Annotated in this window: 14 protein-coding genes, 1 pseudogene and 3 CRISPR repeat arrays; of the genes and pseudogenes, 11 read left to right on the top strand and 4 right to left on the bottom strand. The window is 68.9% G+C overall.

The window, feature by feature from the left end; all coding sequences use genetic code 11:
- Positions 1–52 precede the first annotated feature (52 nt).
- The 3 genes from BW730_RS14670 to BW730_RS14680 are packed head-to-tail and all read right to left on the bottom strand — an operon-like array spanning position 53 to position 3590.
- Positions 53–799 (bottom strand): succinate dehydrogenase/fumarate reductase iron-sulfur subunit, encoded by a 747-nt coding sequence (locus BW730_RS14670; RefSeq protein ID WP_077686910.1) that lies wholly within the window; start codon positions 797–799, stop codon positions 53–55.
- A complete protein-coding gene (locus tag BW730_RS14675; protein WP_077686911.1) occupies positions 796–2841 on the bottom strand; it encodes a fumarate reductase/succinate dehydrogenase flavoprotein subunit in 2046 nt (681 codons plus the stop codon). Before BW730_RS14675 ends, BW730_RS14670 begins: the two co-directional genes overlap by 4 nt.
- On the bottom strand, positions 2838–3590 hold the full coding sequence (locus BW730_RS14680; protein WP_145952903.1) for a succinate dehydrogenase cytochrome b subunit: 753 nt from the start codon (positions 3588–3590) through the stop codon (positions 2838–2840). The genes BW730_RS14675 and BW730_RS14680 overlap by 4 nt, the downstream gene beginning before the upstream one ends.
- Before the next feature lie 360 nt (positions 3591–3950).
- Between BW730_RS14680 and BW730_RS14685 the strand changes: the two genes are divergently transcribed.
- The 8 genes and pseudogenes from BW730_RS14685 (at position 3951) to cas2e (ending at position 12717) form a co-directional block, all read left to right on the top strand.
- Entirely contained in the window at positions 3951–6695 is a 2745-nt protein-coding gene (locus BW730_RS14685; RefSeq protein ID WP_077686912.1) for a CRISPR-associated helicase/endonuclease Cas3, read from the top strand.
- Entirely contained in the window at positions 6692–8314 is a 1623-nt protein-coding gene (casA, locus tag BW730_RS14690; protein WP_077686913.1) for a type I-E CRISPR-associated protein Cse1/CasA, read from the top strand. Before BW730_RS14685 ends, casA begins: the two co-directional genes overlap by 4 nt.
- Positions 8307–8954 carry a type I-E CRISPR-associated protein Cse2/CasB gene (casB, locus tag BW730_RS14695; protein WP_077686914.1) on the top strand — a complete coding sequence of 216 codons (648 nt, stop codon included), beginning with the start codon at positions 8307–8309 and terminating at the stop codon, positions 8952–8954. Before casA ends, casB begins: the two co-directional genes overlap by 8 nt.
- Positions 8951–10075 (top strand): type I-E CRISPR-associated protein Cas7/Cse4/CasC, encoded by a 1125-nt coding sequence (gene cas7e / locus BW730_RS14700; protein WP_077686915.1) that lies wholly within the window; start codon positions 8951–8953, stop codon positions 10073–10075. Before casB ends, cas7e begins: the two co-directional genes overlap by 4 nt.
- Positions 10072–10758, top strand: a complete 687-nt coding sequence (gene cas5e, locus BW730_RS14705; RefSeq protein WP_077686916.1) for a type I-E CRISPR-associated protein Cas5/CasD — start codon at positions 10072–10074, stop codon at positions 10756–10758. Before cas7e ends, cas5e begins: the two co-directional genes overlap by 4 nt.
- Positions 10758–11435, top strand: a complete 678-nt coding sequence (gene cas6e, locus BW730_RS14710; RefSeq protein WP_077686917.1) for a type I-E CRISPR-associated protein Cas6/Cse3/CasE — start codon at positions 10758–10760, stop codon at positions 11433–11435. The genes cas5e and cas6e overlap by 1 nt, the downstream gene beginning before the upstream one ends.
- A 3-nt stretch (positions 11436–11438) precedes the next feature.
- Complete coding sequence (gene cas1e / locus BW730_RS14715) at positions 11439–12386, top strand: type I-E CRISPR-associated endonuclease Cas1e (protein ID WP_077686918.1); 948 nt, start codon at positions 11439–11441, stop codon at positions 12384–12386.
- Positions 12380–12717 (top strand): annotated as a pseudogene (cas2e, locus tag BW730_RS14720) (type I-E CRISPR-associated endoribonuclease Cas2e). Before cas1e ends, cas2e begins: the two are co-directional and overlap by 7 nt.
- Before the next feature lie 55 nt (positions 12718–12772).
- Positions 12773–13595: a CRISPR direct-repeat array (repeat unit 29 nt; unit sequence GTCCCTCCCCGCCAAGCGGGGGTGAGCCC).
- Positions 13596–13686: 91 nt separating this feature from the next.
- Positions 13687–14326: a CRISPR direct-repeat array (repeat unit 29 nt; unit sequence GTCCCTCCCCGCCAAGCGGGGGTGAGCCC).
- 90 nt (positions 14327–14416) lie between these two features.
- Positions 14417–18351: direct repeats of the CRISPR family, unit length 29 nt; unit sequence GTCCCTCCCCGCCAAGCGGGGGTGAGCCC.
- A 171-nt stretch (positions 18352–18522) separates the two neighbouring features.
- Here the strand turns inward: cas2e and BW730_RS14725 are convergent.
- Positions 18523–18873 carry a MazG-like family protein gene (locus tag BW730_RS14725; RefSeq protein ID WP_077686919.1) on the bottom strand — a complete coding sequence of 117 codons (351 nt, stop codon included), beginning with the start codon at positions 18871–18873 and terminating at the stop codon, positions 18523–18525.
- Positions 18874–19008: 135 nt separating this feature from the next.
- Here BW730_RS14725 and BW730_RS14730 point away from each other — a divergent pair, with 135 nt between their 5' ends.
- From BW730_RS14730 to BW730_RS14740, 3 genes are read left to right on the top strand one after another with little or no spacing between them, the layout of a single operon-like run.
- Complete coding sequence (locus BW730_RS14730) at positions 19009–19596, top strand: helix-turn-helix domain-containing protein (protein WP_077686920.1); 588 nt, start codon at positions 19009–19011, stop codon at positions 19594–19596.
- Positions 19593–20285: an AzlC family ABC transporter permease gene (locus BW730_RS14735; RefSeq protein WP_077686921.1), complete on the top strand. Its 693-nt coding sequence runs from the start codon at positions 19593–19595 to the stop codon at positions 20283–20285. The genes BW730_RS14730 and BW730_RS14735 overlap by 4 nt, the downstream gene beginning before the upstream one ends.
- On the top strand, positions 20282–20596 hold the full coding sequence (locus tag BW730_RS14740; RefSeq protein WP_077686922.1) for an AzlD domain-containing protein: 315 nt from the start codon (positions 20282–20284) through the stop codon (positions 20594–20596). The genes BW730_RS14735 and BW730_RS14740 overlap by 4 nt, the downstream gene beginning before the upstream one ends.
- The last annotated feature ends 975 nt before the right edge of the window (positions 20597–21571 follow it).

A 21571-nucleotide genomic window follows, 5' to 3' on the forward strand; every position in this document is an offset into this window, starting at 1 on the left:
CAACGGGCCCGAAGGGGAAGGTAGGCGGGGTCGACGACCCGCCTACTCGAGGTCACAGCCGGCGGCGCATGCCCGCCAGGAACCGCTCGTGGTTGACCGCCGCGATCGCCGTCAGTGGGATGCCCGCGGGGCAGGCCTGCTCGCACTCCCCGTAGAGAGAACAGGGCCCGAACAACTCGTCCGCCTCGGCGATCATCGACTTCGCCCGCCGATTGCGCTCCTGCGCGGGGATGGGCAGCAGCGACAGGTGCGTCAGCTTCGCACCCGTGAACAGATGCGCCGACCCGTTCGGGCAGGCCGCGACGCACGCCCCGCAGCCGATGCAGGCGGCGAAGTCGAGGGATTCCTCGGCGACCAGCGTCGGGATCGGCAGGTCGTCGGCGTCCGGGGCGGTGCCCGCGTTGACGGCGACGTGCCCGCCCGCGCGGATCACGTCGTCGAGGCCGCCCCTGTCGACGATCAGATCCCGCAGCACGGGGAACGCCCCGGCGCGCAGCGGCTCGATCCGAATGGTCGACCCGTCGGAGTAGTGGATCAGCCGCTGGTGGCAACTCGGCACGTTGTCCTCCGGGCCGTGCACGTCACCGTCGACCGTCACGCCGCACGCGCCGCAGATGCCCTCGCGGCAGTCCGACTCGAACGCTACAGGCTCCTGGCCAGAGTCGATCAGTTGCTCGTTGAGCGCGTCGAGCAGTTCGAGCACCGACAGTTGCGGCTCGACGCCGTCGATCTGGTGCTCCTCGAAGCGACCCTTCGACGTGGGGCCCTCCTGCCGCCACACCTTCACGTTGAGTCTCATCGGTAGCTCCTCGTCGCCAGCGGAACGGAGGTGAACGTCAGCGGTTCGGCGTGCCGCGTGAAGCGCAGGTCGTCGGTCGCTCCCGGGTCGCCGAGAGCCTCCCACGCCGACGCGAACGCCCAGTGTTCGTCGTCGCGCTTTGCCTCCCCGGCGTCCTGGAACTCGCTGCGGAAGTGGGCACCGCAACTCTCCTGGCGGTCGAGGGCGTCGACGGCCATCACCTCGGCCAGTTCGAGGAAGTCGGCGATCCGGCCGGCCCTCTCGAGCGCCTGGTTCAGGTGAGCGCCCGTGCCCGGGACCCGCACGTTGCGCCAGAACCGCCGCCGAAGATCGCGGATCTCCTCGATCGCCGTCCGGAGGCCCTCGGATGTCCGCTCCACCCCGACCCCGCGATACATGATCTCGCCCAGTTCGCGGTGGAAGTGCGACGGCGCCAGATCGCCTCCGACGTCCAGCAGTGCCGACGTGCGCGTCTGGACACGTCCGACGGCGTCGCGCACACACGCGTCGTCTGCGCCAGGAAGCCGTTCCCCGAGGTGGCCGGACAGGTAGTTCGGCACCGAGTAGGGCAGCGTGAACCAGCCGTCGACGCAGGCCGACAGCAGGGAGTTCGCGCCGAGCCGGTTCGCGCCGTGGTAGGCCCAACTGGCCTCGCCGCCGACGAACAGCCCGGGGATCGACGTCATCTGGTCGTAGTCGGACCACAGCCCGCCCATGGTGAAGTGTGCGCCCGGCGCGATCCGCATCGGCACCTCGTAGGGGTCCTCGCCCGTCGCGTGCGAGTACATGTCGAAGAGGTTGCCGTAGCGGGCCGCGATCGTCTCGCGTCCGTGCTCCTTCAGCGCGTCGGAGAAGTCGAGGTAGACGGAGTTGTGCAGCGGGCCGACGCCGTGGCCCGCGTCGATGCGCTCCTTCGCGGCCCGAGAGGAGATGTCGCGGGGGGACAGGTTCCCGAACGACGGGTACTTGCGCTCCAGGTAGTAGTCGCGCTCATCCTCGGGGATGTCGGCGGGGGCGCGGTCGTCGCCCGCCTTCTTCGGCACCCAGATCCGGCCGTCGTTGCGCAGCGACTCGGACATCAGGATGGTCTTCGACTGCCAGTGCGACGAGATCGGCAGCGCCGTCGGATGGAACTGCACGAACGACGCGTGCGACAGGTAGGCGCCGCGGCGGGCGGCGCGCCACACAGCCGTGGCGTTCGAGTTCATGGCGAGCGTCGAATGGAAGTACACGGAGCCGTAGCCACCGGTGGCGAGGATGACGGCGTGCGCGGGCTGCGCCCAGACCTGGCCGCTGACCAGGTCGCGGACGACGACGCCGCGGCACACCCCGTCGTCGACGATCAGGTCGAGCATCTCGGTGCGCTCGTGCAGTTCGACATTGCCGAGGTGCACCTGGCGCTGCAGGGCCTGCGCCCCCGCGATCTGCAACTGCTGCCCCGTCTGGCCGCGCGTGTAGTAGGTGCGCGAGACCTGCACGCCGCCGAACGAGCGGGTGGCGAGCATGCCGCCGTACTCGCGCGCGAACGGGGCGCCGATGGCGTTCATGTGGTCGATGACGCGGATCGACTCCTGCCCGAGCCGGAAAGCCTCTGCCTCACGGGCGCGGAAGTCGCCGCCCTTGACAGTGTCGACCACGAACCGGCGCAGCGAGTCGCCGTCGACCTTGCGTCCTCTGGCCGCATTGATGCCGCCCTGCGCCGCGACGGAGTGCGCCCGACGGGGCGAGTCGTGGTAGGTGAAGGCGTGGACCTTGAAGCCGAGTTCGCCGAGCGCGGCGGCCGCCCCGGAGCCGGCCAACCCGGTGCCGACGACCACGACGGTGAACTTCCTGGCGTTGAGTGGACTGACGAGCTTGTACTCCGCGCGGCGGCGGTCCCACGCGGTCGCCGGGTCGCCGTCGGGGATGTTCCCGTCTAGCCGGGTGCCGACGCGCACGCCGTCGATCGCGACGTCAGGAGCCTGCCACTGGGACGCGCGCTGGGCGGCGTGCCTCGCCTCGACGACGGGTGCGACCGTGCGCTTGCGTCCTGGCCACCTCATGAGATCACTCCAAACTGAACCAGCATCGGGATCGCCGCGTTACCGATCATGATGGCGAGCGCGAGGAACCCTCCGACGACAACCATCACCGCCCGCCAGCGCCTACCCATCACGCCCAGGTCGGCGACCATGGTCGCCGAGCCCTTGGCGATGTGCAGGCTCAGCAACACCATCACGGCGACGTAGAACCAGGCCATCAGCGGTCGCTGGAAGCTGGCGACCAGGTTCTCGTAGGCGTGCGAGGTGCCCGCGGTGGCGTGCTCGAACGACTGCGTTGCGGCCGGTCCCACGCCGATCGTGAGGTCGAACAGGTGGACGAAGAGGAAGACGAGGAGCACGATGCCGGTGATCGGCATCAGCCAGGAGCCCCACGAACGGAGGCCGTGGAGCTTTGCCGGGTGTCGACCCCGAGCGCGACGCCCCCGCCACCACACGATCGCGGCGCTGCCGACGTGGGCGGTCAGCGAGACGATCAGCGCGATCCGCAGCAACCACAGGACGAACTCCTTGGGCAGCAACGGGTAGAACGCCTCCCGCAGCCAGGTCGCGTAGGCGTTGAAGGCGTCGGCGCCCTGGAAGACCTTGAGGTTGCCGAAGAGGTGGATCGCCACGAAGGCGACCCACAGCGCACCGGTGACGGCCATGGTCGCCTTGAGCGCCCAGCCGGGCAGCAGATGCGGGCGCCTTTGCCTCGCCGCCTTGCGGGGCGGGCCCACCTGGATCGTCTCTGGCGTGTAGTCGGTGCTCATCGGTACCTCCCTCGCTCGACTCTATCCGAACAGGTCAGACCAGAATCGTCGGGGGTGCGTTGTACCATCACGAACGCTCGGTTCTCTGCTCCGCCTGGCGGAGGTGAGCCAATGGTTCGGAACGATTGAGCGTCCATCCCTGCCTTCGCGGGGTCAATGCCCGAGTGATCCTGGAACATGGTACGGATAGATTGACAGCTCGAATAACTTCGCCTAGCCTGTAAGGGAGGCCGCAATGAGGCGGCCAGTTAGGCAGCCTCCGATGATTCGAGCAATGACCCGCGGTCACTTAGCGACAAGATATCCGTCACCTCTGACAGATCTGGAGCCACCCCTCCTCGGGTGGATGGCGTGATTCCAATGGCTGATTGGAGCGAACGAGCTACCTCGTGTTGGGGCAAACTCCAGGGCAACGAGACGATGCACTTGCCGCTCGTGCGGCACCTCCAAGACGCCGGGGACGTGATGCGGGCGCTGTGGGCGCAGCAGCCCCGTAACGTGCGGCGACTCTTTGCCGAGTCGCTGGGCGGAGAGGACGCGGCCTGCGCCTTCGTCTGCTTTCTAGCGTCGGTCCACGACCTCGGTAAGGCGTCGCAGCATTTCGCCTTCAAAGCGTATCCAGCCGGCCGACCCGATGTCGCAGACGCCATGCGGGCAAATGGTCTCGACGTCCCACTTCACGTCGATCGTCCACGAGGCCACGCACTGCTGGGGCAGGCGCACCTCGTGGATTGGCTCGCACGACGCTACGCGGCGGACCCTCTGAAGGCCCAGCATCTCGGGGGTATCGTCGGCGGGCATCATGGAAGCAACCCCACCGACACGGAGCTTGTGGATGCGCGGATTGCTCTGAGGCAGGAGCCGCCAGGATGGGCCGAGGTGCGAGACGAGATCATGGACGTCTTCGCCACCCGAAGCGGGGCAGAGGCATATCTAGAGCAGTGGCTGTCCAAGCCGATTCCGGTCGAGGTTCAAGTCTTGACCATCGGGCTCGTCATCATGGCCGACTGGATCGCCAGCGACGAGTACCTCTTTCCCTACGGCCCACCCGAGGCCGACCGGGCCGAGAGGGCACTGGCCAAGCTCAACCTCCCCGGCGCCTGGTCACCCGTCGAGTCGGCCGGTGACCCAGACGAGCTGCTGCGATCCCGCTTTCCGAGGCTTGGGCCAACGGCTCGGCTCAACGCCATGCAACGAGAGATGGTGAGGGTTGCCGAGGAGATGGAGACGCCCGGCCTCTTGCTGTTGGAGGCACCCATGGGTTCGGGCAAGACGGAAGATGCCCTGCTTGCCGCCGAGATCCTTGCCCAACGATTCGGCTTGGGCGGCGTCTTCGTGGGCCTGCCGACTATGGCGACCTCCAACCCCATGTTCGCGCGCGTCAAGCATTGGCTGGATCATGTCCCGTCCGACGGCGTGACCAGCGTCAACCTTGCGCACAGCAAGGCTGGGCTCAACGACGAGTTCGCCGGTTTGATGCCGTGGGCGCGGACGGCGCCAGCCATCTACGACGACGAGGTGGGCACAAGGGAGGCCGCCGCGACGGTTCATGCCTGGTTCCTCGGCCGCAAGAAGGGGATGCTCGCGAACCACGTCATCGGCACGATCGACCAAGCGCTCTTCGCAGGGCTCAAGGCCAAGCACGTCGTACTGCGTCACCTCGGCCTCGCGACCAAGGTGGTGATCATCGATGAGGTGCACGCGGCAGATTCGTATATGCGCACCTATCTGAAGCGCGTGCTCACCTGGCTTGGCCGATACGGCACTCCGGTGATCCTCATGTCTGCGACGCTTCCGCCGTCACAACGGGAGGAGTTGCTGCGGGCCTATGCCGATGGGCGTACGGGGAAGGTACAGCTTCCCACGACCGACGGCTATCCCGTGATCCATGCCGTCGACGACGCCGGTGCGACCGCCGTTGGCGTCGAACTGGAGGGCAATGACGTCCACGTGGCCCTAACCACCATCGACGACGGTATGGACAGCCTCGTCACCGAGGTGGGCCAGCGCATCGAGGATGGTGGTTGCGTTGGCGTCATCTGCAACACCGTGGCACGTGCGCAGGAGGTCTTCGACGTCCTCTCGAGGCGCCTCGACTGTGAGGTGGTGCTGCTTCACAGCCGCTTCCTCGCCCCGCACCGGGCCGCCCGTGAGGCCGACCTGGTTCGGCGCCTGGGCCCGTCGGGCGATAAGCGGCCGGATCAGATCGTCGTCGTGGGAACCCAGGTCCTTGAGCAATCCCTAGATATCGACTTCGACCTGATGATCACCGATCTGGCGCCGGTCGACCTGATGCTGCAGCGCATCGGCAGGCTCCACCGTCACGACCGTTCCCGGCCGAAGGGCCTTGAACGTCCCGAGTGCCTCATTCGTGGGGTCGACGATTGGTTTACGGACCCTCCCGAGTTTCCCGGCGGTGCCGAGCGCATCTATGGGCGGGACTCGCTGCTGAGAAGCGCCGCGATTGTCGAGGACACCAGCTCGGTCGCGATCCCAAGGGATATCCCGACCTTGGTGGCCCGCGCCTACCAGATAACGCCCGACGTTCCTGAGGCGTGGGGGGCGGCCGCACGCGAGGCGACCAAGGTAGCGTCTTGCGACCAGTCGTCCAAGGTGAGACGCGCCGGGGACTTCCTGCTCGATGACCCTCGGCGGAAGAGCAACCTCAATGCGCTCATCAACGGGCCCGCCTCCGATCCGGACGACTCACACGGCTATCGGCAAGTGCGCGACAGCGAGGACTCGCTCGAGGTGATCGTCGTCGTCGATGACGGAGACGGCTACCGGGTGCCGGACGACGTTGGGCCGTACTCCGGAGGCTCGATCGGCTATTCCACCCCGGAAGGGCCGTTGGCCCGGGCGCTCGCCGCCTGCACGCTGGCGCTTCCGCACTCCCTCTCAGGGATGTGGATTGTCGACCGTGTGATCGATGAGTTGGAGGCTGCGGTCGACGTGAGTGCGTGGCAGGCCTCGCCGTGGCTCAAGGGTCAATTGGCCCTGGCCGTGTCTCCTGAGGGGGTCGGCGAGTTGGCCGGGAGACGCATTGTCTATGATCTCAGCCACGGACTCATCGTCGAGTCGGAGCAGAAAGCAATACGCCAATGACAGCGTCATTTAGTCTGATCAGCGCGCCCTGGATCCGGGTTCGAACAAGCACAGGGGCGATCGAAGAGGTATCGATCCGTGACGCCTTCCGCCGCGCGGGCGAGTTCATCGGACTCGCTGGCGAGATTCCCATGCAGGACATGGCGGTCCTCCGACTGTTGCTGGCCATCGCCTATCGGGCCACCCATGACATTCGCAACGAAGACGAGGCGGTTGTGCTGTGGGGTTCGTGGTGGGCAGACGGTCTGCCTCTCGACCAGATCGATGCGTACCTCGATCAGTACGCGGCCCGCTTCGATCTGCTCGATGCCGATCGCCCCTTCTTCCAGGTTGCTGGCCTTCGCACCGAGAAGGGGAGCACCTCAGGGCTCGACAAACTCATCGCGGAGGTGCCGTCCGGTTCGAAGTTCTTCACCACGCGCGATGGGGCGGGGATCGAATCGCTTAGCTTGGCGGAGGCCGCCCGCTGGTTGGTCGCGCTCCACTCCAGCGACATCAGCGGCATCAAGTCGGGCGCGGTCGGCGACGATCGCGTCAAGGGCGGAAAGGGCTACCCAATCGGGACTGGCATCACCGGCCGTATCGGGCTGGTGGTCGCCGAGGGGGCTTCCCTTCGCGAGACGCTGCTGCTCAACCTTGTGCTTCCCATGTCGAGCGACGACGACTCCACACCGTGGGAGCGAAACCAGGACGATGCCGGAGAGAACTGGCTGCACTCCGAACTCACTGGGATCACCGACCTCTACACGTGGCAGACGCGTCGCGCGCGCCTGATCCTTAATGGCGATCACGTCGTCGACGCGTTGGTGTGCAACGGCGACAAGATCGGCCCGCAGAACCTGCAACGGTTCGAACCCATGTCGAGCTGGCGCTACAGCGAGCCGCAGACCAAGAAGCTGAAGCAGGACACGTGGATGCCCCGTACCCACAACCCGGCCAGGGCCATCTGGCGCGGACTTGAGCCGCTCCTGCAGAGGGACGTGCCTAACAGGAAGACGATCCGTCCTGCACTGTTCGACTGGGCGTCGCGGCTCCGGGAAAGCGGCGTCATCCCCCAAGACGCCCTGGTCTCGGTCAGGGTGGTCGGGTTCGAATACGGCCCCCAAGAGTCGAGCTTGGCGGCGGCGGTCGACGATTCGTTGCCCATGTCGGTGGCTCTCCTCGATGACGAGTCACTTGCAGGCCTCGCCATCTGGGCGGCCGGGCTGGCGCAGTGGGCCGTCATAGACGTGGCGAACCTCGCGACCAATCTGGCCAGGGCCGCCGGGGTCGACCCGGGCCCACGACGCGACCAGGCCTTCACTGAGGCCTATGACGCGGTGGACCCCCTTTACCGACGCTGGGTGCGCGACCTGACGTCTGATTCGAGCATCCCCGAGCGGGAGGGTGCCTGGAGGACGGCGGTCAGGCAGCGGATGACCGTGCTCGGTGGCGACATGTGCCGAGACGGGGGGCGCGCCGCCGTGGTGGGCCGCACGGACCCAGCCACCGGGCAGGCCATGGACACGGCGCGAGCGTGGAGCATCTTCCTGACCCAACTGCGCCGACACACGAGCACGGACGGCGCGGCGACACTGCAATCGGAGGCGGACGCTGACGAGGAGGAATCGAATGAATGACGAGAAGCTAGACGCAAAACCATGGATCGAGACGGGCAGGTTCGTCGGGTCCCAGGCGTCGAGGCTGCAAGCGGGTTACACGCGTTCTCCACGCGACGACTGGTCGCAGCGGACTCTGGCGCAACTGCGCAGGGCGGACGCGTCGCTGCCTGGCGCCGACCCCGTTCTGTGGCAGGTGACCCTCGACGGCCTGCCCGAGTCCGTTCGGGGCACCGGCGACGCGCCCAGCTACGGCGAGGCGGCCGCTCATGCCGCCCTCGTGATGTACGCGATCCACCAGCAGTCGAAGTCCGAACCCATGCACCGGCAGGGCGTCGGGCTGGGGCAGGCGGTGCGGGACCTCGCGCGCGTCCGATCCGGTGATGGCACGCTGGAGCCGGGCGTCCTGTCGCGCTTCCATGCCTTGGTGCGGGCCCAGTCCCGAGCGGCGCGTCTCTACTCCCTGCGTGCGCTGGTCGGGTTGCTGCGGGCCGAGTCGATCCCGCTGGACTACGGACGACTTGCCACCGACCTCTGGCTCCTCGATAACAAGAAGTCTGACGGTGTTCGACTCCGTTGGGGCCGCCAACTCCATCTCCACAAACCATCCGCCGAACCAACCGATGCAACCGACGCTCCCACCGAAGGAAAGAACTCGTGACCGCCTACTACCTCGACATCCACGTCCTGCAGAGCGTCCCGCCGAGCAACGTCAACCGCGACGACACAGGTGCGCCGAAGAGCGCCCTCTATGGAGGCGTGCGCCGAGCCCGGGTGAGCAGCCAGGCGTGGAAGAAGGCCGTGCGCGCCAGCTTCGACGAGTTCGTCGACCCGGAGAAGCGCGGCGTGCGGACCTTGCGCGTGATTGAACTCCTCGTCGATCGGATGAAGGAGATGAAGGTCGACCTGCCAGTGGACGAGATGGTCGCCCGCGCCGTCAAGGTGGTCGGCGCGCTGGGGCTCAAGACCGAGAAGCCCCGGGTCAAGAAGGATGAGCCCGAGAAGATCGAGCGCTCCCAATACCTGATCTTCTTCAGCCGTCACCAGCTCGACCGCTTGGCCGAGCTGGCGGCTACGGCCGAAGGAGCGGTCACGAAGCGCGATGCCCAGCAAGCGGCAGACACGGACCACGGCATCGATGTGAGCCTATTCGGCCGCATGGTCGCCGACTCGAAGGACCTCAATGTCGACTCGGCGGTGCAGGTCGCCCACGCCATCAGCACCCATGCGGCGGAGACCGAGGCCGACTACTTCACGGCCGTTGACGACTACAAGCTCGACGAGGACGACGCGGGTGCCGGAATGATCGGCACCATCGAGTTCAACTCGTCCACGCTTTACCGGTTCGCCACCGTCAGCCTCACCGAGCTGTTGCACAACCTCGGCGATGTCGGTCTCACCGCCGAGGCGGCGGCGGCCTTCGTGCAGGGCTTCATCGTCTCGATGCCCACCGGTAAGCAGAACACCTTTGGCAACAACACGTTGCCAGACGCCGTCCTTGTGCAGCTGAGGGAGGGTCGCTCGGTGAGCTACGTGGGTGCGTTCGAGGCTGCCGTGGAGGCCGACGGCGGCTACGTCCGTCCCTCGGTGGACGCGCTGGCTAAGCACGTGACGGAGCTTCAGAAGAGCTTCCTCGACTCGGCGGCCGTCTCGCTCGTGACCCGAACGGCAAACGCCGGTGTCGCCTTGGATCAGTTGGGTGAGGTGGTCTCGCTGCTCGAGCTCGTCGACCGCTCCCGCGAAGCCGCCGCCGCGGTGCTTGCCGATCAGGCGTCCTCGTGACCGTGCTGCTGCTCCGGCTCGCCGGACCGCTGCAATCGTGGGGTGACTCCAGCCGGTTCACTGTCCGCTCGACCCGGCACGAGCCAACCAAATCCGGGGTGCTCGGGCTGCTTGCCGCCGCGCAGGGGCGTCGCCGCACCGACAGCATCGAGGACCTCCTCCAGCTTCGGTTCGGCGTTCGTGCCGACCAACCTGGAACGGTGGTGCGCGACTTCCACACGGCTCACGACCAGGCCGGCGCGTCGATGCCGCTGTCACACCGCTACTACCTTTCGGATGCGGTTTTCGTGGCGGGTATCGAGGGGGAGCAGGCACTGCTTGAGGCGCTTCTGGCCGCCGTGGAACGGCCCGAATTTCCCCTCTATTTGGGTCGCCGCGCCTGTCCTGTCGAGGGGAAACTGGCCCTCGGACTGAGGGAAGGCGGGTTGGACGACGCATTGTCGACCGAACCGTGGCAGGCCGCCCCGTGGCACCGCAAGCGGATGCCGACTGTCGTCACCCTCGATGTCCACACCGACTCGGCGCCAGAAGCTCCGGGCGAGGACGTACGTGACGTGCCTCTGAGCTTCGATCCCTCTCGTCGCGAGTATGGCTGGCGAACGGTCGCCTCATCCGCGATCCAGTTGCGAAACGACGTTGGTACCGACGAGCCGGATTGGCTCGCTGCACTTGGAGATGGCTGATGTTCCTTAGCGAGTTCGACATCAACGGGGGGCGTCGGTCCGCCCGGCATCTGCTGGCCTCGCGCGAGCGGCTGCACGCGGCCGTGCTCGGCTGCTTTCCGCCCGGTCAGTCGAGTGACGGTGAGTCTCGCGCGCTCTGGCGCCTTGACGTCAGCTCGAGCCACGCGATCAAGCTGCTGCTCGTGAGCGGCCTGCGGCCCGACTTCACGGCCCTCAACGAGCAGGCGGGCTGGAACACGGGCGCCCCGGCGCGAACCGCCAACTACGACGGTTTCCTGGAGCGCCTGACCCCCGGTCAGTCGTGGCGGTTCCGCTTGGCTGCCAACCCTGTCCGGTCGCTTCGTGCCGAACCGGGGGCCAGGGGTCGGCGGGTTGCGCACGTGACCGCGACCCAACAACGCGACTGGCTGATCGAGAGGAACGACGCACTTGGTGTGGAGTTCCCGCTCGATGCGGTGGGCGCGGCGGCCGTCTCTGTCACGAAGCGCGAGACGGTGCGGTTCACGCGTGGATCCGCGGCAAAACCGGTCACGCTGTCGATCGCTCAACTCGACGGGGCACTGACAGTGGTCGATCCCGACCGGTTACGGGCCGCGCTCGCTCGTGGCATCGGACCTGCGAAGGGATACGGCTGCGGCCTCATGACGTTGGCTCCCATGGGCCGAACCGAGGGGTGAGGCATGAAGCCGATTCCTGGGTCGCGGCCGGCCGAAGTGCAAGAGCTGGCCCGGGCTCAGGACCGGCTCAGCTTCATCTACCTTGAACGCTGCCAGATCCACCGCGAGTCGAACGCGATCACCTCTACCAGCGACAAGGGTGTCGTTCACATTCCGGCCGCCATGATCGGTGCCCTCCTCCTCGGCCCGGGAACCAACATCACGCACCAGGCGATGATGCTGCTCGCCGACAGCGGCGCCACAGCGGTGTGGGTTGGCGAGCATGGTGTGCGCTACTACGCTCATGGTCGGCCGCTGGCCCGTAGGACGCGACTGCTTGAGCTTCAGGCGGCGGCGTGCGTGAACCGCGACGAGCGACTCAAGGTAGCTAGGCGCATGTATGAGTTGCGATTCCCCGACGAGTCGGTCGCCACGGCAACGCTCAAGCAACTCCGGGGACGTGAAGGCACAAGAGTTCGACAGGCCTACCGCGACGCGGCCGAAGACCATGGCGTGACGTGGGATAAGCGCAGCTACAAACCCACCGAGTTCGAGGCCTCGGACCCGGTCAATCAGGCGCTCACGGCGGCAACCTCCTGCCTCTACGGGGTCACCCATGCCGTCATCGTGGCGCTCGGCCTCGTCCCCGGTCTCGGCTTCGTCCACACGGGGCAAGACCGATCCTTCGTCTACGACGTCGCCGACCTGTACAAGACCGAGATCGCCGTCCCGATCGCGTTCGAGATGGCCGCTCAAGCTGGCGATGATCTCCCCGGTGAGACTCGCCGGGCGATGAGAGACGAGATTCACGCACGACGACTGCTTACCCGTTGTGTACGTGACATCCACACGGTGCTCGCGGCGTCAGGTGACCCTGACGACGGATACGGATGGGACATCCTTGAACTCTGGGATGAGAGCGGTGAGAGCATCTTGGCTGGGCGCAGTTGGGGAGATGAGCCAGATTGGTAGTCATTGTCTTGTCGAACTGCCCAGAAGGGTTGCGCGGCCACCTCACCCGATGGCTCCTCGAGGTGAGCCCCGGGGTCTTTGTCGGGCACTTGACCACGCGGATCCGAGACCACCTTTGGCTTCGGGTCCTAGAAATGTGCAAGGACGGCCGGGCCATCATGATCTTTGGAACCAATGGCGAGCAGCGCCTCGGGTTCAAGGTCCACAACCACAGCTGGGAAGTGGTTGATGTCGACGGGGTCTCGTTGATGCGCCGTCAAGAGGGCGGGATGAAGACCCTATGCGTCGAGGATGGAGCGCCGCCTCGCGTGCGCGTAGGTCGCGCCGCTAGGGTACAAGAGGGCTCGTATCGACGCTTCTTGGGACGTTTGCCCTAGTCAATAGGTGTCCCTCCCCGCCAAGCGGGGGTGAGCCCACCGCATCCACGGACGTGGCAGCCGTCGTTGGGTCCCTCCCCGCCAAGCGGGGGTGAGCCCAAGGTTGGGGTGGTGAAAGGGCCTGTCGGGAGGTCCCTCCCCGCCAAGCGGGGGTGAGCCCCGGCCGAGCCGGTCGGGGTCGAGGTCGACGCGGTCCCTCCCCGCCAAGCGGGGGTGAGCCCGCGGCATCGTAGGAGGCCCAGACGAAGAGCCGGTCCCTCCCCGCCAAGCGGGGGTGAGCCCTGGCGAAGGCACTCGTGCCGATCCTTGGGGCCGTCCCTCCCCGCCAAGCGGGGGTGAGCCCGCCGAGGCGTCGTGGATCATCAGCATCGACGAGTCCCTCCCCGCCAAGCGGGGGTGAGCCCCGTCCGCAAGATTCTGGGCGTGTCTGCCTGAAGTCCCTCCCCGCCAAGCGGGGGTGAGCCCGGTCATGGTCTTTCTCCTTCGGTAGCTGTCAAGTCCCTCCCCGCCAAGCGGGGGTGAGCCCCGTCCTTGCCTCCCCTGGTCGCTCCAAGGTGGGTCCCTCCCCGCCAAGCGGGGGTGAGCCCGCGGACAGGCCCGCGAGCCGCACGCGCTCGTTGTCCCTCCCCGCCAAGCGGGGGTGAGCCCGCGGCTTGCTCGACGAGCTTGCCGTCGAAACCGTCCCTCCCCGCCAAGCGGGGGTGAGCCCCAGCACTCATAGGAGAGACATGACCGACTATGGTCCCTCCCCGCCAAGCGGGGGTGAGCCCATGGGACGGGAGGCCTCGACCTGCGGACCGCGGTCCCTCCCCGCCAAGCGGGGGTGAGCCCCGAAATAGGAGGCCCTCATGGCCCACATCACCGTCCCTCCCCCCAAGCGGGGGTGAGCCCCGGTGGTCGTCACTTATTTCTGCCAGCCCCATGTCCCTCCCCGCCAAGCGGGGGCGAGCCCCAGGCCACACCGGCAAACCCCGACTGTCGCCGGTCCCTCCCCGCCAAGCGGGGGTGAGCCCTGTCTGACCTCGCTGCCAAGCTCTCCCGCATGGTCCCTCCCCGCCAAGCGGGGGTGAGCCCCCTCGACGAGGTCGCCGGGGTCGAGGATCAGGGTCCCTCCCCGCCAAGCGGGGGTGAGCCCTCGACGACCGCGTCCCAGTTCATGACAAGTGCGTCCCTCCCCGCCAAGCGGGGGTGAGCCCTCGAGGCCGAAGCAACCGCCGCCATGGAGGCGGTCCCTCCCCGCCAAGCGGGGGTGAGCCCCGCCGTTCTGATGACCGCACGCACCGAACTGAGTCCCTCCCCGCCAAGCGGGGGTGAGCCCTCGGCGGCCCTCAGCGGCACCTTCCCCTCGGCGTCCCTCCCCGCCAAGCGGGGGTGAGCCCCGCCGCGATGGTCAATGACACGATCCCGAGCTGTCCCTCCCCGCCAAGCGGGGGTGAGCCCCGTCCTTGCCTCCCCTGGTCGTTCCAGGGTGGGTCCCTCCCCGCCAAGCGGGGGTGAGCCCAACCATGGGCACCTACACCCACCCCAACAGCAGTCCCTCCCCGCCAAGCGGGGGTGAGCCCCGCACTTTGCGTGACCCCACGTAGAGCGTCCGTCCTTCCCCGCCAAGCGGGGTGAGCCCCAACGCTGACCGCCTCCTCCGGGCCAGTCTCAGTCCCTCCCCGCCAAGCGGGGGTGAGCCCGGGTCGTCGGAGTCGTGGGACCACACGACCGGGTCCCTCCCCGCCAAGCGGGGGTGAGCCGCGGACCAGCCCACGGCGGTGACGTTGCCCAGGGTCCCTCCCCGCCAAGCGGGGGTGAGCCCGATTCCCACGATCAAGCCGACGGCAAGACCGAGTCCCTCCCCGCCAAGCGGGGGTGAGCCCTCCTCGTCGAGGACGCGGAGGCCGCGACGCAGGTCCCTCCCCGCCAAGCGGGGGTGAGCCCGGAGGGTCTCAGCACCCAGACAAGCGACGAGCGTCCCTCCCCGCCAAGCGGGGGTGAGCCCTCTTCGTGATGTGGCGTAAGGCGGTGATCGCGGTCCCTCCCCGCCAAGCGGGGGTGAGCCCGAAACCGTGCGGTTTGCCGTGAAGCCGAGCGGGTCCCTCCCCGCCAAGCGGGGGTGAGCCCACGCGCTCGGGCGTGCTGAGTGACACGTCGGTGTCCCTCCCCGCCAAGCGGGGGTGAGCCCCGCACCGACGCGCCCGCGCCCGCGACGATCGCGTCCCTCCCCGCCAAGCGGGGGTGAGCCCGGCAATCAGGGATCGGATCGGTCTTAAGGGACGTCCCTCCCCGCCAAGCGGGGGTGAGCCCCCCGAGGACGAAGAGGCGTGGGACCTCCTCAAGTCCCTCCCCGCCAAGCGGGGGTGAGCCCCAGCGACGAGTTCGACTTCGGCCATGCGGTCCGTCCCTCCCCGCCAAGCGGGGGTGAGCCCTTACCGGAAGCGTCATAGGCCTTGATGCCCAGGTCCCTCCCCGCCAAGCGGGGGTGAGCCCGCTGAGGATCTACTGGCAGGCCCGCGCACCTTGTCCCTCCCCGCCAAGCGGGGGTGAGCCCAGGGCCTCCGTGTCCTCGCCGAGCAGGGCCACGTCCCTCCCCGCCAAGCGGGGCTGAGCCCACCTATGCCGCGATGGAGAATGGCTCAACCGTGTCCCTCCCCGCCAAGCGGGGGTGAGCCCTGGATCCGCAGCTACCTACCCGACGCACCCCGGTCCCTCCCCGCCAAGCGGGGGTGAGCCCTCGACGCCATGGCGGAGCACTACCGCTACGGCGTCCCTCCCCGCCAAGCGGGGGTGAGCCCCGACGCCACGCCGCCGCCGCCGACCTCACCAAGTCCCTCCCCGCCAAGCGGGGGTGAGCCCCAACGACATCGGCACTCTTGTCGACCCCGCCGGTCCCTCCCCGCCAAGCGGGGGTGAGCCCGTGAGCGACGACAAGCCGAGGCGAAGGCCGTGGTCCCTCCCCGCCAAGCGGGGGTGAGCCCACTCTTTGAGTTGAGGTTCAATCTGTCCGAACGTCCCTCCCCGCCAAGCGGGGGTGAGCCCTCGGCGCGTACCTCGCGCCCCCGGTGCTCTCCGTCCCTCCCCGCCAAGCGGGGGTGAGCCCGGCGACCGCTTCGATCACCGGAAGTTGCGCGGGTCCCTCCCCGCCAAGCGGGGGTGAGCCCGTCGAGGACGTGCCGCCGGACGTGTGGGTGAAGTCCCTCCCCGCCAAGCGGGGGTGAGCCCCAGCCGGGCCGATACACCCGCCCGAGCGCACCGTCCCTCCCCGCCAAGCGGGGGTGAGCCCATCACGATGGGGGCGTGTCCTAGTGGCGCGGTGTCCCTCCCCGCCAAGCGGGGGTGAGCCTACCGTCAAGGGGCGCGCCAACCGCGCCTACATGTCCCTCCCCGCCAAGCGGGGGTGAGCCCGAGCGCCACAGCAGCACCAGCCGCAGCGCCAGGTCCCTCCCCGCCAAGCGGGGGTGAGCCCTTCGCGGAGAAGGAGGGCTTGCCGCCAATGACGTCCCTCCCCGCCAAGCGGGGGTGAGCCCTCGACAGCCACCACCCCGGCCCCCACGCATCGGTCCCTCCCCGCCAAGCGGGGGTGAGCCCGGCGAGCAGATGATGAGGACGATGCAGCCCCAGGTCCCTCCCCGCCAAGCGGGGGTGAGCCCGGGTACTCGTCGGTCACTGCCCCGGCTGCCGAGTCCCTCCCCGCCAAGCGGGGGTGAGCCCGGTGGTCAGAGGACGGCGGGCGCGTCGCGTTCGTCCCTCCCCGCCAAGCGGGGGTGAGCCCGCGACCATCTGCGGCTTGGCGACGTTGGGCAGGTCCCTCCCCGCCAAGCGGGGGTGAGCCCACACCGGCTCCGCCACCGCAGCGCCTAGCTCAGTCCCTCCCCGCCAAGCGGGGGTGAGCCCGCCACCGCGGACGTACGGGACCGGGACGCTGCGTCCCTCCCCGCCAAGCGGGGGTGAGCCCCACAGCGGATGTGCGGTAGAAGTATCTCTCCTGTCCCTCCCCGCCAAGCGGGGGTGAGCCCTTCGACCACCTCGTGAGCGTGATGGACCAGATGTCCCTCCCCGCCAAGCGGGGGTAAGCCCGTGTCGAGGTCAAAGTTCGCGGGGTCACGCGGGTCCCTCCCCCGCCAAGCGGGGGTGAGCCCGGCTGGCACGTCCACATTCACGGGATCTTGTTCGTCCCTCCCCGCCAAGCGGGGGTGAGCCCGCCAGCAGGATCGCGTCTCTCTGATCGTCCGGGTCCCTCCCCGCCAAGCGGGGGTGAGCCCCTTCTTCAAGCCCGAGCGTGTCCCCGCCGTCCGTCCCTCCCCGCCAAGCGGGGGTGAGCCCCCCCACCCTTGACCGGGTGGGGGTCCAAAGCTGTCCCTCCCCGCCAAGCGGGGGTGAGCCCGGCGGCGCGTCGGGGTCGATGTTGCCGGCAACGTCCCTCCCCGCCAAGCGGGGGTGAGCCCCGAGGCCCTCGAGTGTCTTGGCGAGCGCTTGGGTCCCTCCCCGCCAAGCGGGGGTGAGCCCTGACGCAGGAAGTGACGTCATGAAGTACGTCTGTCCCTCCCCGCCAAGCGGGGGTGAGCCCGTCCGCGGCGCGTACTCTGCCGCCGCCGATAGGTCCCTCCCCGCCAATCGGGGGTGAGCCCGCGACCATCCATCAGCACTCTCAATCACATCGGTCCCTCCCCGCCAAGCGGGGGTGAGCCCACCGACGAGCACAAGCGCCGCCTCCGCATCATGTCCCTCCCCGCCAAGCGGGGGTGAGCCCGCCAGCAGGATCGCGTCCCTCTGCTCGTCCGGTCCCTCCCCGCCAAGCGGGGGTGAGCCCGCCCCCCAAGCTTGAAGGTTGGTCTGCTCACCGTCCCGCCCCGCCAAGCGGGGGTGAGCCCGAGTTGGCGACCACCCTCGGCGCTGGCCTGAAGTCCCGCCCCGCCAAGCGGGGGTGAGCCCGAGCTGAAGATCTTCCGGCACCCACTCCCGCAGTCCCGCCCCGCCAAGCGGGGGTGAGCCCGGCGACCGGATGCGAACCCACATCCATCGTTGGTCCCGCCCCGCCAAGCGGGGGTGAGCCCGCCCACGGAATCACCGCAGCCGCCGAATAGGTGTCCCGCCCCGCCAAGCGGGGGTGAGCCCATGGCGTCGGTGGGCAGGAAGCTGATGGTGCCGTCCCGCCCCGCCAAGCGGGGGTGAGCCCGTCTGCCCGGCGACGCGGGGCGAGGGGTACATGTCCCGCCCCGCCAAGCGGGGGTGAGCCCGCCACAACGTCGCCGCCCAGGGCTTCAACACCGTCCCGCCCCGCCAAGCGGGGGTGAGCCCCCTTCCCCTCAATAATGGTGCAGGTAGTTGCCGTCCCGCCCCGCCAAGCGGGGGTGAGCCCCGACCTCGACAAGCGACCCGACGCCCGCGCAGGTCCCGCCCCGCCAAGCGGGGGTGAGCCCTGGTCGAGCAAGGGCTCGACCCGGACGATCCAGTCCCGCCCCGCCAAGCGGGGGTGAGCCCGGCACCCCACGATCCCCAGCGCGCCAGGATCGGTCCCGCCCCGCCAAGCGGGGGTGAGCCCGATGGGCCTGGGGCCACGGGCCTCGCGGCGCGGTCCCGCCCCGCCAAGCGGGGGTGAGCCCACGATCGTGGGGGACTGGTCGACACCGACCTCGTCCCTGCTCGCCCAGCGGGTGAGCCCGTGGGGAAGAACCTCGACGCACTGAACGTCCCCGCCAAGGGGTTGAGCCCGATCAAGCGCACGTGCAGCCCCGTCGGAGCTGCCCCTTCAGCAGAGCGAGGCTTGCCCAGCACTAAGCCCCTGTATCGATCCTCGCGCGCTGCATCGTGCGGCGCACCTTCTCCGTCATCAGCTCGATAGCACGGCGGTCGTGGCCGCGGACGTGCTCCAGCGCCGCAAGTGCGGTGATGGCGACGTCGAGCAGTTCCTCCTCGACGTCGTGCATGGTGTGCGTGATGCCCTTGCGGGGGTTCTGGCCGGTCGCCCCGATGTAGGCGGCGACGACCTCGCCCGCCTCCTCGGTGATCTTGGCCAGCCGCGCCCAGGTCTGTGCCTCTGTCGGACGCGCCGCGTTGCCCTCGTCGATCCACCGGCTGAGGGTAGAGATGTACTCGGAGATCTCTGAGGCGGTCGGCACGGTCATGGCACTGAGGCTACTAGGGAGGGGTGGTCGCCGCTGCCGGGGGCGATGCCCGGGGCGGGGGAATGGCCTCATCCCGGCTCGCCGCCCAGCGTGAGATGTTCGATAAGTCGAACGAATGGCTGATATACAGAACGTATGGGAACCTCGTCTGAACCGACAAGCCACGACGCTGCAGGCAGCCCGGTGCAGCTCATCGCAGACAACCTTCGGGCAGAGCGGCAGCGTGCCGGGCTGACGCTCAGCGCCGTCGCGCGCCTGGCGGGAGTCTCAAAATCGACGCTTTCCCAGCTTGAGGCCGGGTCCGGGAACCCGTCGGTCGAGACGCTGTGGGCGATCGCCGTCGCGCTCGGGGTCCCGTTCTCGCAGTTGGTGGCCGCGCCGCAGAGTCGGCTACGCGTCGTCCGCCGGGCGGAGCGTCAGAGCGTTGTCGCGGACGAGGCGGACTACGCGGCGGCGCTGCTGTCGGCGGGGTCGTCGGCGAGGCGCGACGTGTACGCCGTCACCCTCGAACCGGGGAGCGCCCGGCGCTCCGATCCGCACTTGCGCGGGTCGGTCGAACACGTGGTCGTGGCGGCCGGGTCGGTGCGGATCGGGCCGGTCGGCGAGGAGGTCGAGGTCGTGGCGGGCGACTACGTGACCTATCCGGGCGACGTCGCCCACGTGTCGGAGGCGCTGGAGCCCGGCACCTGGATCGTGCTGGTCATGGAGCACCCGGGGGCATGACGACCACCGTCACCTCTGCCGTCCGGCAAGGTGTCTGGGTCGGGCTCGCGACCGGCGCCTACGGCATCTCGTTCGGGGCGCTGTCCGTCGCGAGCGGGCTGAACCTGTGGCAGACCTGCCTGCTAAGCCTCCTGATGTTCACCGGCGGTAGCCAGTTCGCGTTCATCGGAGTCATCGCGGCCGGAGGCGCCGGGCCGGCCGCCGCGGCGACTGCCTTTCTGCTCGGTGTGCGCAACACCCTGTACAGCCTGCAGATGTCGGCGCTGATCAAGCCGCGCGGGCTCCGCAAGGCAGCGGCGGCCCAGGTGACCATCGACGAATCGGTCGCGGTGTCGCTCGCTCAGCCAGACCGGGCATCGCAGCGCGCCGGGTTCTGGGCCGCAGGCTTGGGCGTCTTCGTGTTCTGGAACCTCGCGACCCTCGGCGGCGCGCTGCTCGGCGACGTGCTCGGCGACCCGAAGCGATGGGGCCTCGACGGGGCGGCGGCCGCGGCGTTCGTCGCCCTGCTGTGGCCGCGGCTGAAGCGCCGCCAGGCGCAGGCTGTCGGCGTCGTCGCGGCCCTGTTGGCGGCAGTGCTCGTGCCCTTGGCGCCTGCGGGCATCCCGATCCTGGCGGCCGGCGCCGCCGCGGCGGCGGTCGCCTGGTGGCAGCAGCGATGGGGCGCGGCGAGCAAGGGGGCGCACGCATGACACTGTGGATCTGGGTGCTGGTCGCGGCGCTGGCGTGCTTCGCGCAGAAACTGGTCGGCTACCTGCTGCCCTCCGACGCGTTGGAGAGCCCGCGGTTCGCCTACGTGTCGTCCGGGGTGACGGTCGGACTGTTGTCGGCATTGGTGGTGACGCAGACGTTCGCATCCGGTTCGTCGCTCGAGGTCGACGCGAGGCTCGCGTCGGTGCTGGTCGCGGCGATCGCCCTGTGGCTGAGGGCGCCGTTCATCGTCGTGGTCCTGCTGGGCGCCGTGACGGCAGCGCTCCTGCGCCTGTTCGGGCTGGCCGCTTGAGTCACGTTGTGCCCTGAGCCTGTCCCAGCACCGGCGACGGAGGGTTTCGACGCGCGCAGCGGCGCTGCGCGCCTTTGCCCGGCTCAACCAGCGTTCCCCGAGCTTGTCGTGGGTGGTGCCGTTCCCCGAGCTTGTCGAGGGGTCCGCAACCACAGCGCTGACGTATCCGACTGATGCGACCTGCCGAGCGTCGGGCAAGCGGTCTCGACGCCACGAGGCCACGGAATGCTGGGGCAGGCGCACTTGGTCGCCGAGTCGGACGAGCTGTTCGGGCCGTGCCCGCTCTACGGCGAGTGCGACCTCGCACCGGGCGCCAGAGGTTTCGACGCGCGCTGCGGCGCTGCGCGCCTTTACCCGGCTCAACCAGCGCTCCCCGAGCCGGCCGCGGGGTCCCGTCGCCCAGCGTGGTCGCGTGTACCGACTGGTTTCGGACCTTTCGACTCGGCCGCGCGACTTCGTCGGTGGGCCGGCTCAAGGAACGGAGTCAGTGCCGCCCGGGGCCGCGTCAGCGGGCTTCGTTCCCCGAGCTTGTCGAGGGGTCCGCAACCACAGTGCTGATGTTGCCGACCGCGATCTGCCCGCACCGTCAATCTCTTCTCGAGACTCCGCACCGGGCGCCAGAGGTTTCGACGCGGGCTGCGGCGCTGCGCGCCTTTGCCCGGCTCAACCAGCGATCACCGAGCCGGTCGCGGGGTCCCGTCGCCCAGCGTGGTCAGGTGCGACTTGAGGGTTGCGGACCTTTCGACTCGGCCGCGCGACTTCGTCGGCGGGCCTGCTCAAGGAGCGGAGGGTGGTCGGGTGCGACTCTCGGGTTGCGGACCTTTCGACTCGGCCGCGCGACTTCGTCGGCGGGCCGGCTCAAGGAACGGGTGCTTCCCGAGCCGGTCGTGGGTGGTGCCGTTCCCCGAGCTTGTCGAGGGGTCCGATTGTCGCGCTAGCCGGTGGTCGGGTTCGTCTGATGGGTTTCGGACCTTT

It is taken from the genome of Tessaracoccus aquimaris (assembly GCF_001997345.1).
GTDB classification, from domain to species: Bacteria; Actinomycetota; Actinomycetes; order Propionibacteriales; family Propionibacteriaceae; genus Arachnia; species Arachnia aquimaris.

What these genes read in the sequence shown, in the direction of transcription:
- BW730_RS14670 (WP_077686910.1), bottom strand. Translation starts at nt 799, where the DNA reads ATGAGACTCAACGTGAAGGTGTGGCGGCAGGAGGGCCCCACGTCGAAG.
- BW730_RS14675 (WP_077686911.1), bottom strand. Translation starts at nt 2,841, where the DNA reads ATGAGGTGGCCAGGACGCAAGCGCACGGTCGCACCCGTCGTCGAGGCG.
- BW730_RS14680 (WP_145952903.1), bottom strand. Translation starts at nt 3,590, where the DNA reads ATGAGCACCGACTACACGCCAGAGACGATCCAGGTGGGCCCGCCCCGC.
- BW730_RS14685 (WP_077686912.1), top strand. Translation starts at nt 3,951, where the DNA reads ATGGCTGATTGGAGCGAACGAGCTACCTCGTGTTGGGGCAAACTCCAG.
- casA (WP_077686913.1), top strand. Translation starts at nt 6,692, where the DNA reads ATGACAGCGTCATTTAGTCTGATCAGCGCGCCCTGGATCCGGGTTCGA.
- casB (WP_077686914.1), top strand. Translation starts at nt 8,307, where the DNA reads ATGAATGACGAGAAGCTAGACGCAAAACCATGGATCGAGACGGGCAGG.
- cas6e (WP_077686917.1), top strand. Translation starts at nt 10,758, where the DNA reads ATGTTCCTTAGCGAGTTCGACATCAACGGGGGGCGTCGGTCCGCCCGG.
- cas1e (WP_077686918.1), top strand. Translation starts at nt 11,439, where the DNA reads ATGAAGCCGATTCCTGGGTCGCGGCCGGCCGAAGTGCAAGAGCTGGCC.
- BW730_RS14725 (WP_077686919.1), bottom strand. Translation starts at nt 18,873, where the DNA reads ATGACCGTGCCGACCGCCTCAGAGATCTCCGAGTACATCTCTACCCTC.
- BW730_RS14730 (WP_077686920.1), top strand. Translation starts at nt 19,009, where the DNA reads ATGGGAACCTCGTCTGAACCGACAAGCCACGACGCTGCAGGCAGCCCG.
- BW730_RS14735 (WP_077686921.1), top strand. Translation starts at nt 19,593, where the DNA reads ATGACGACCACCGTCACCTCTGCCGTCCGGCAAGGTGTCTGGGTCGGG.
- BW730_RS14740 (WP_077686922.1), top strand. Translation starts at nt 20,282, where the DNA reads ATGACACTGTGGATCTGGGTGCTGGTCGCGGCGCTGGCGTGCTTCGCG.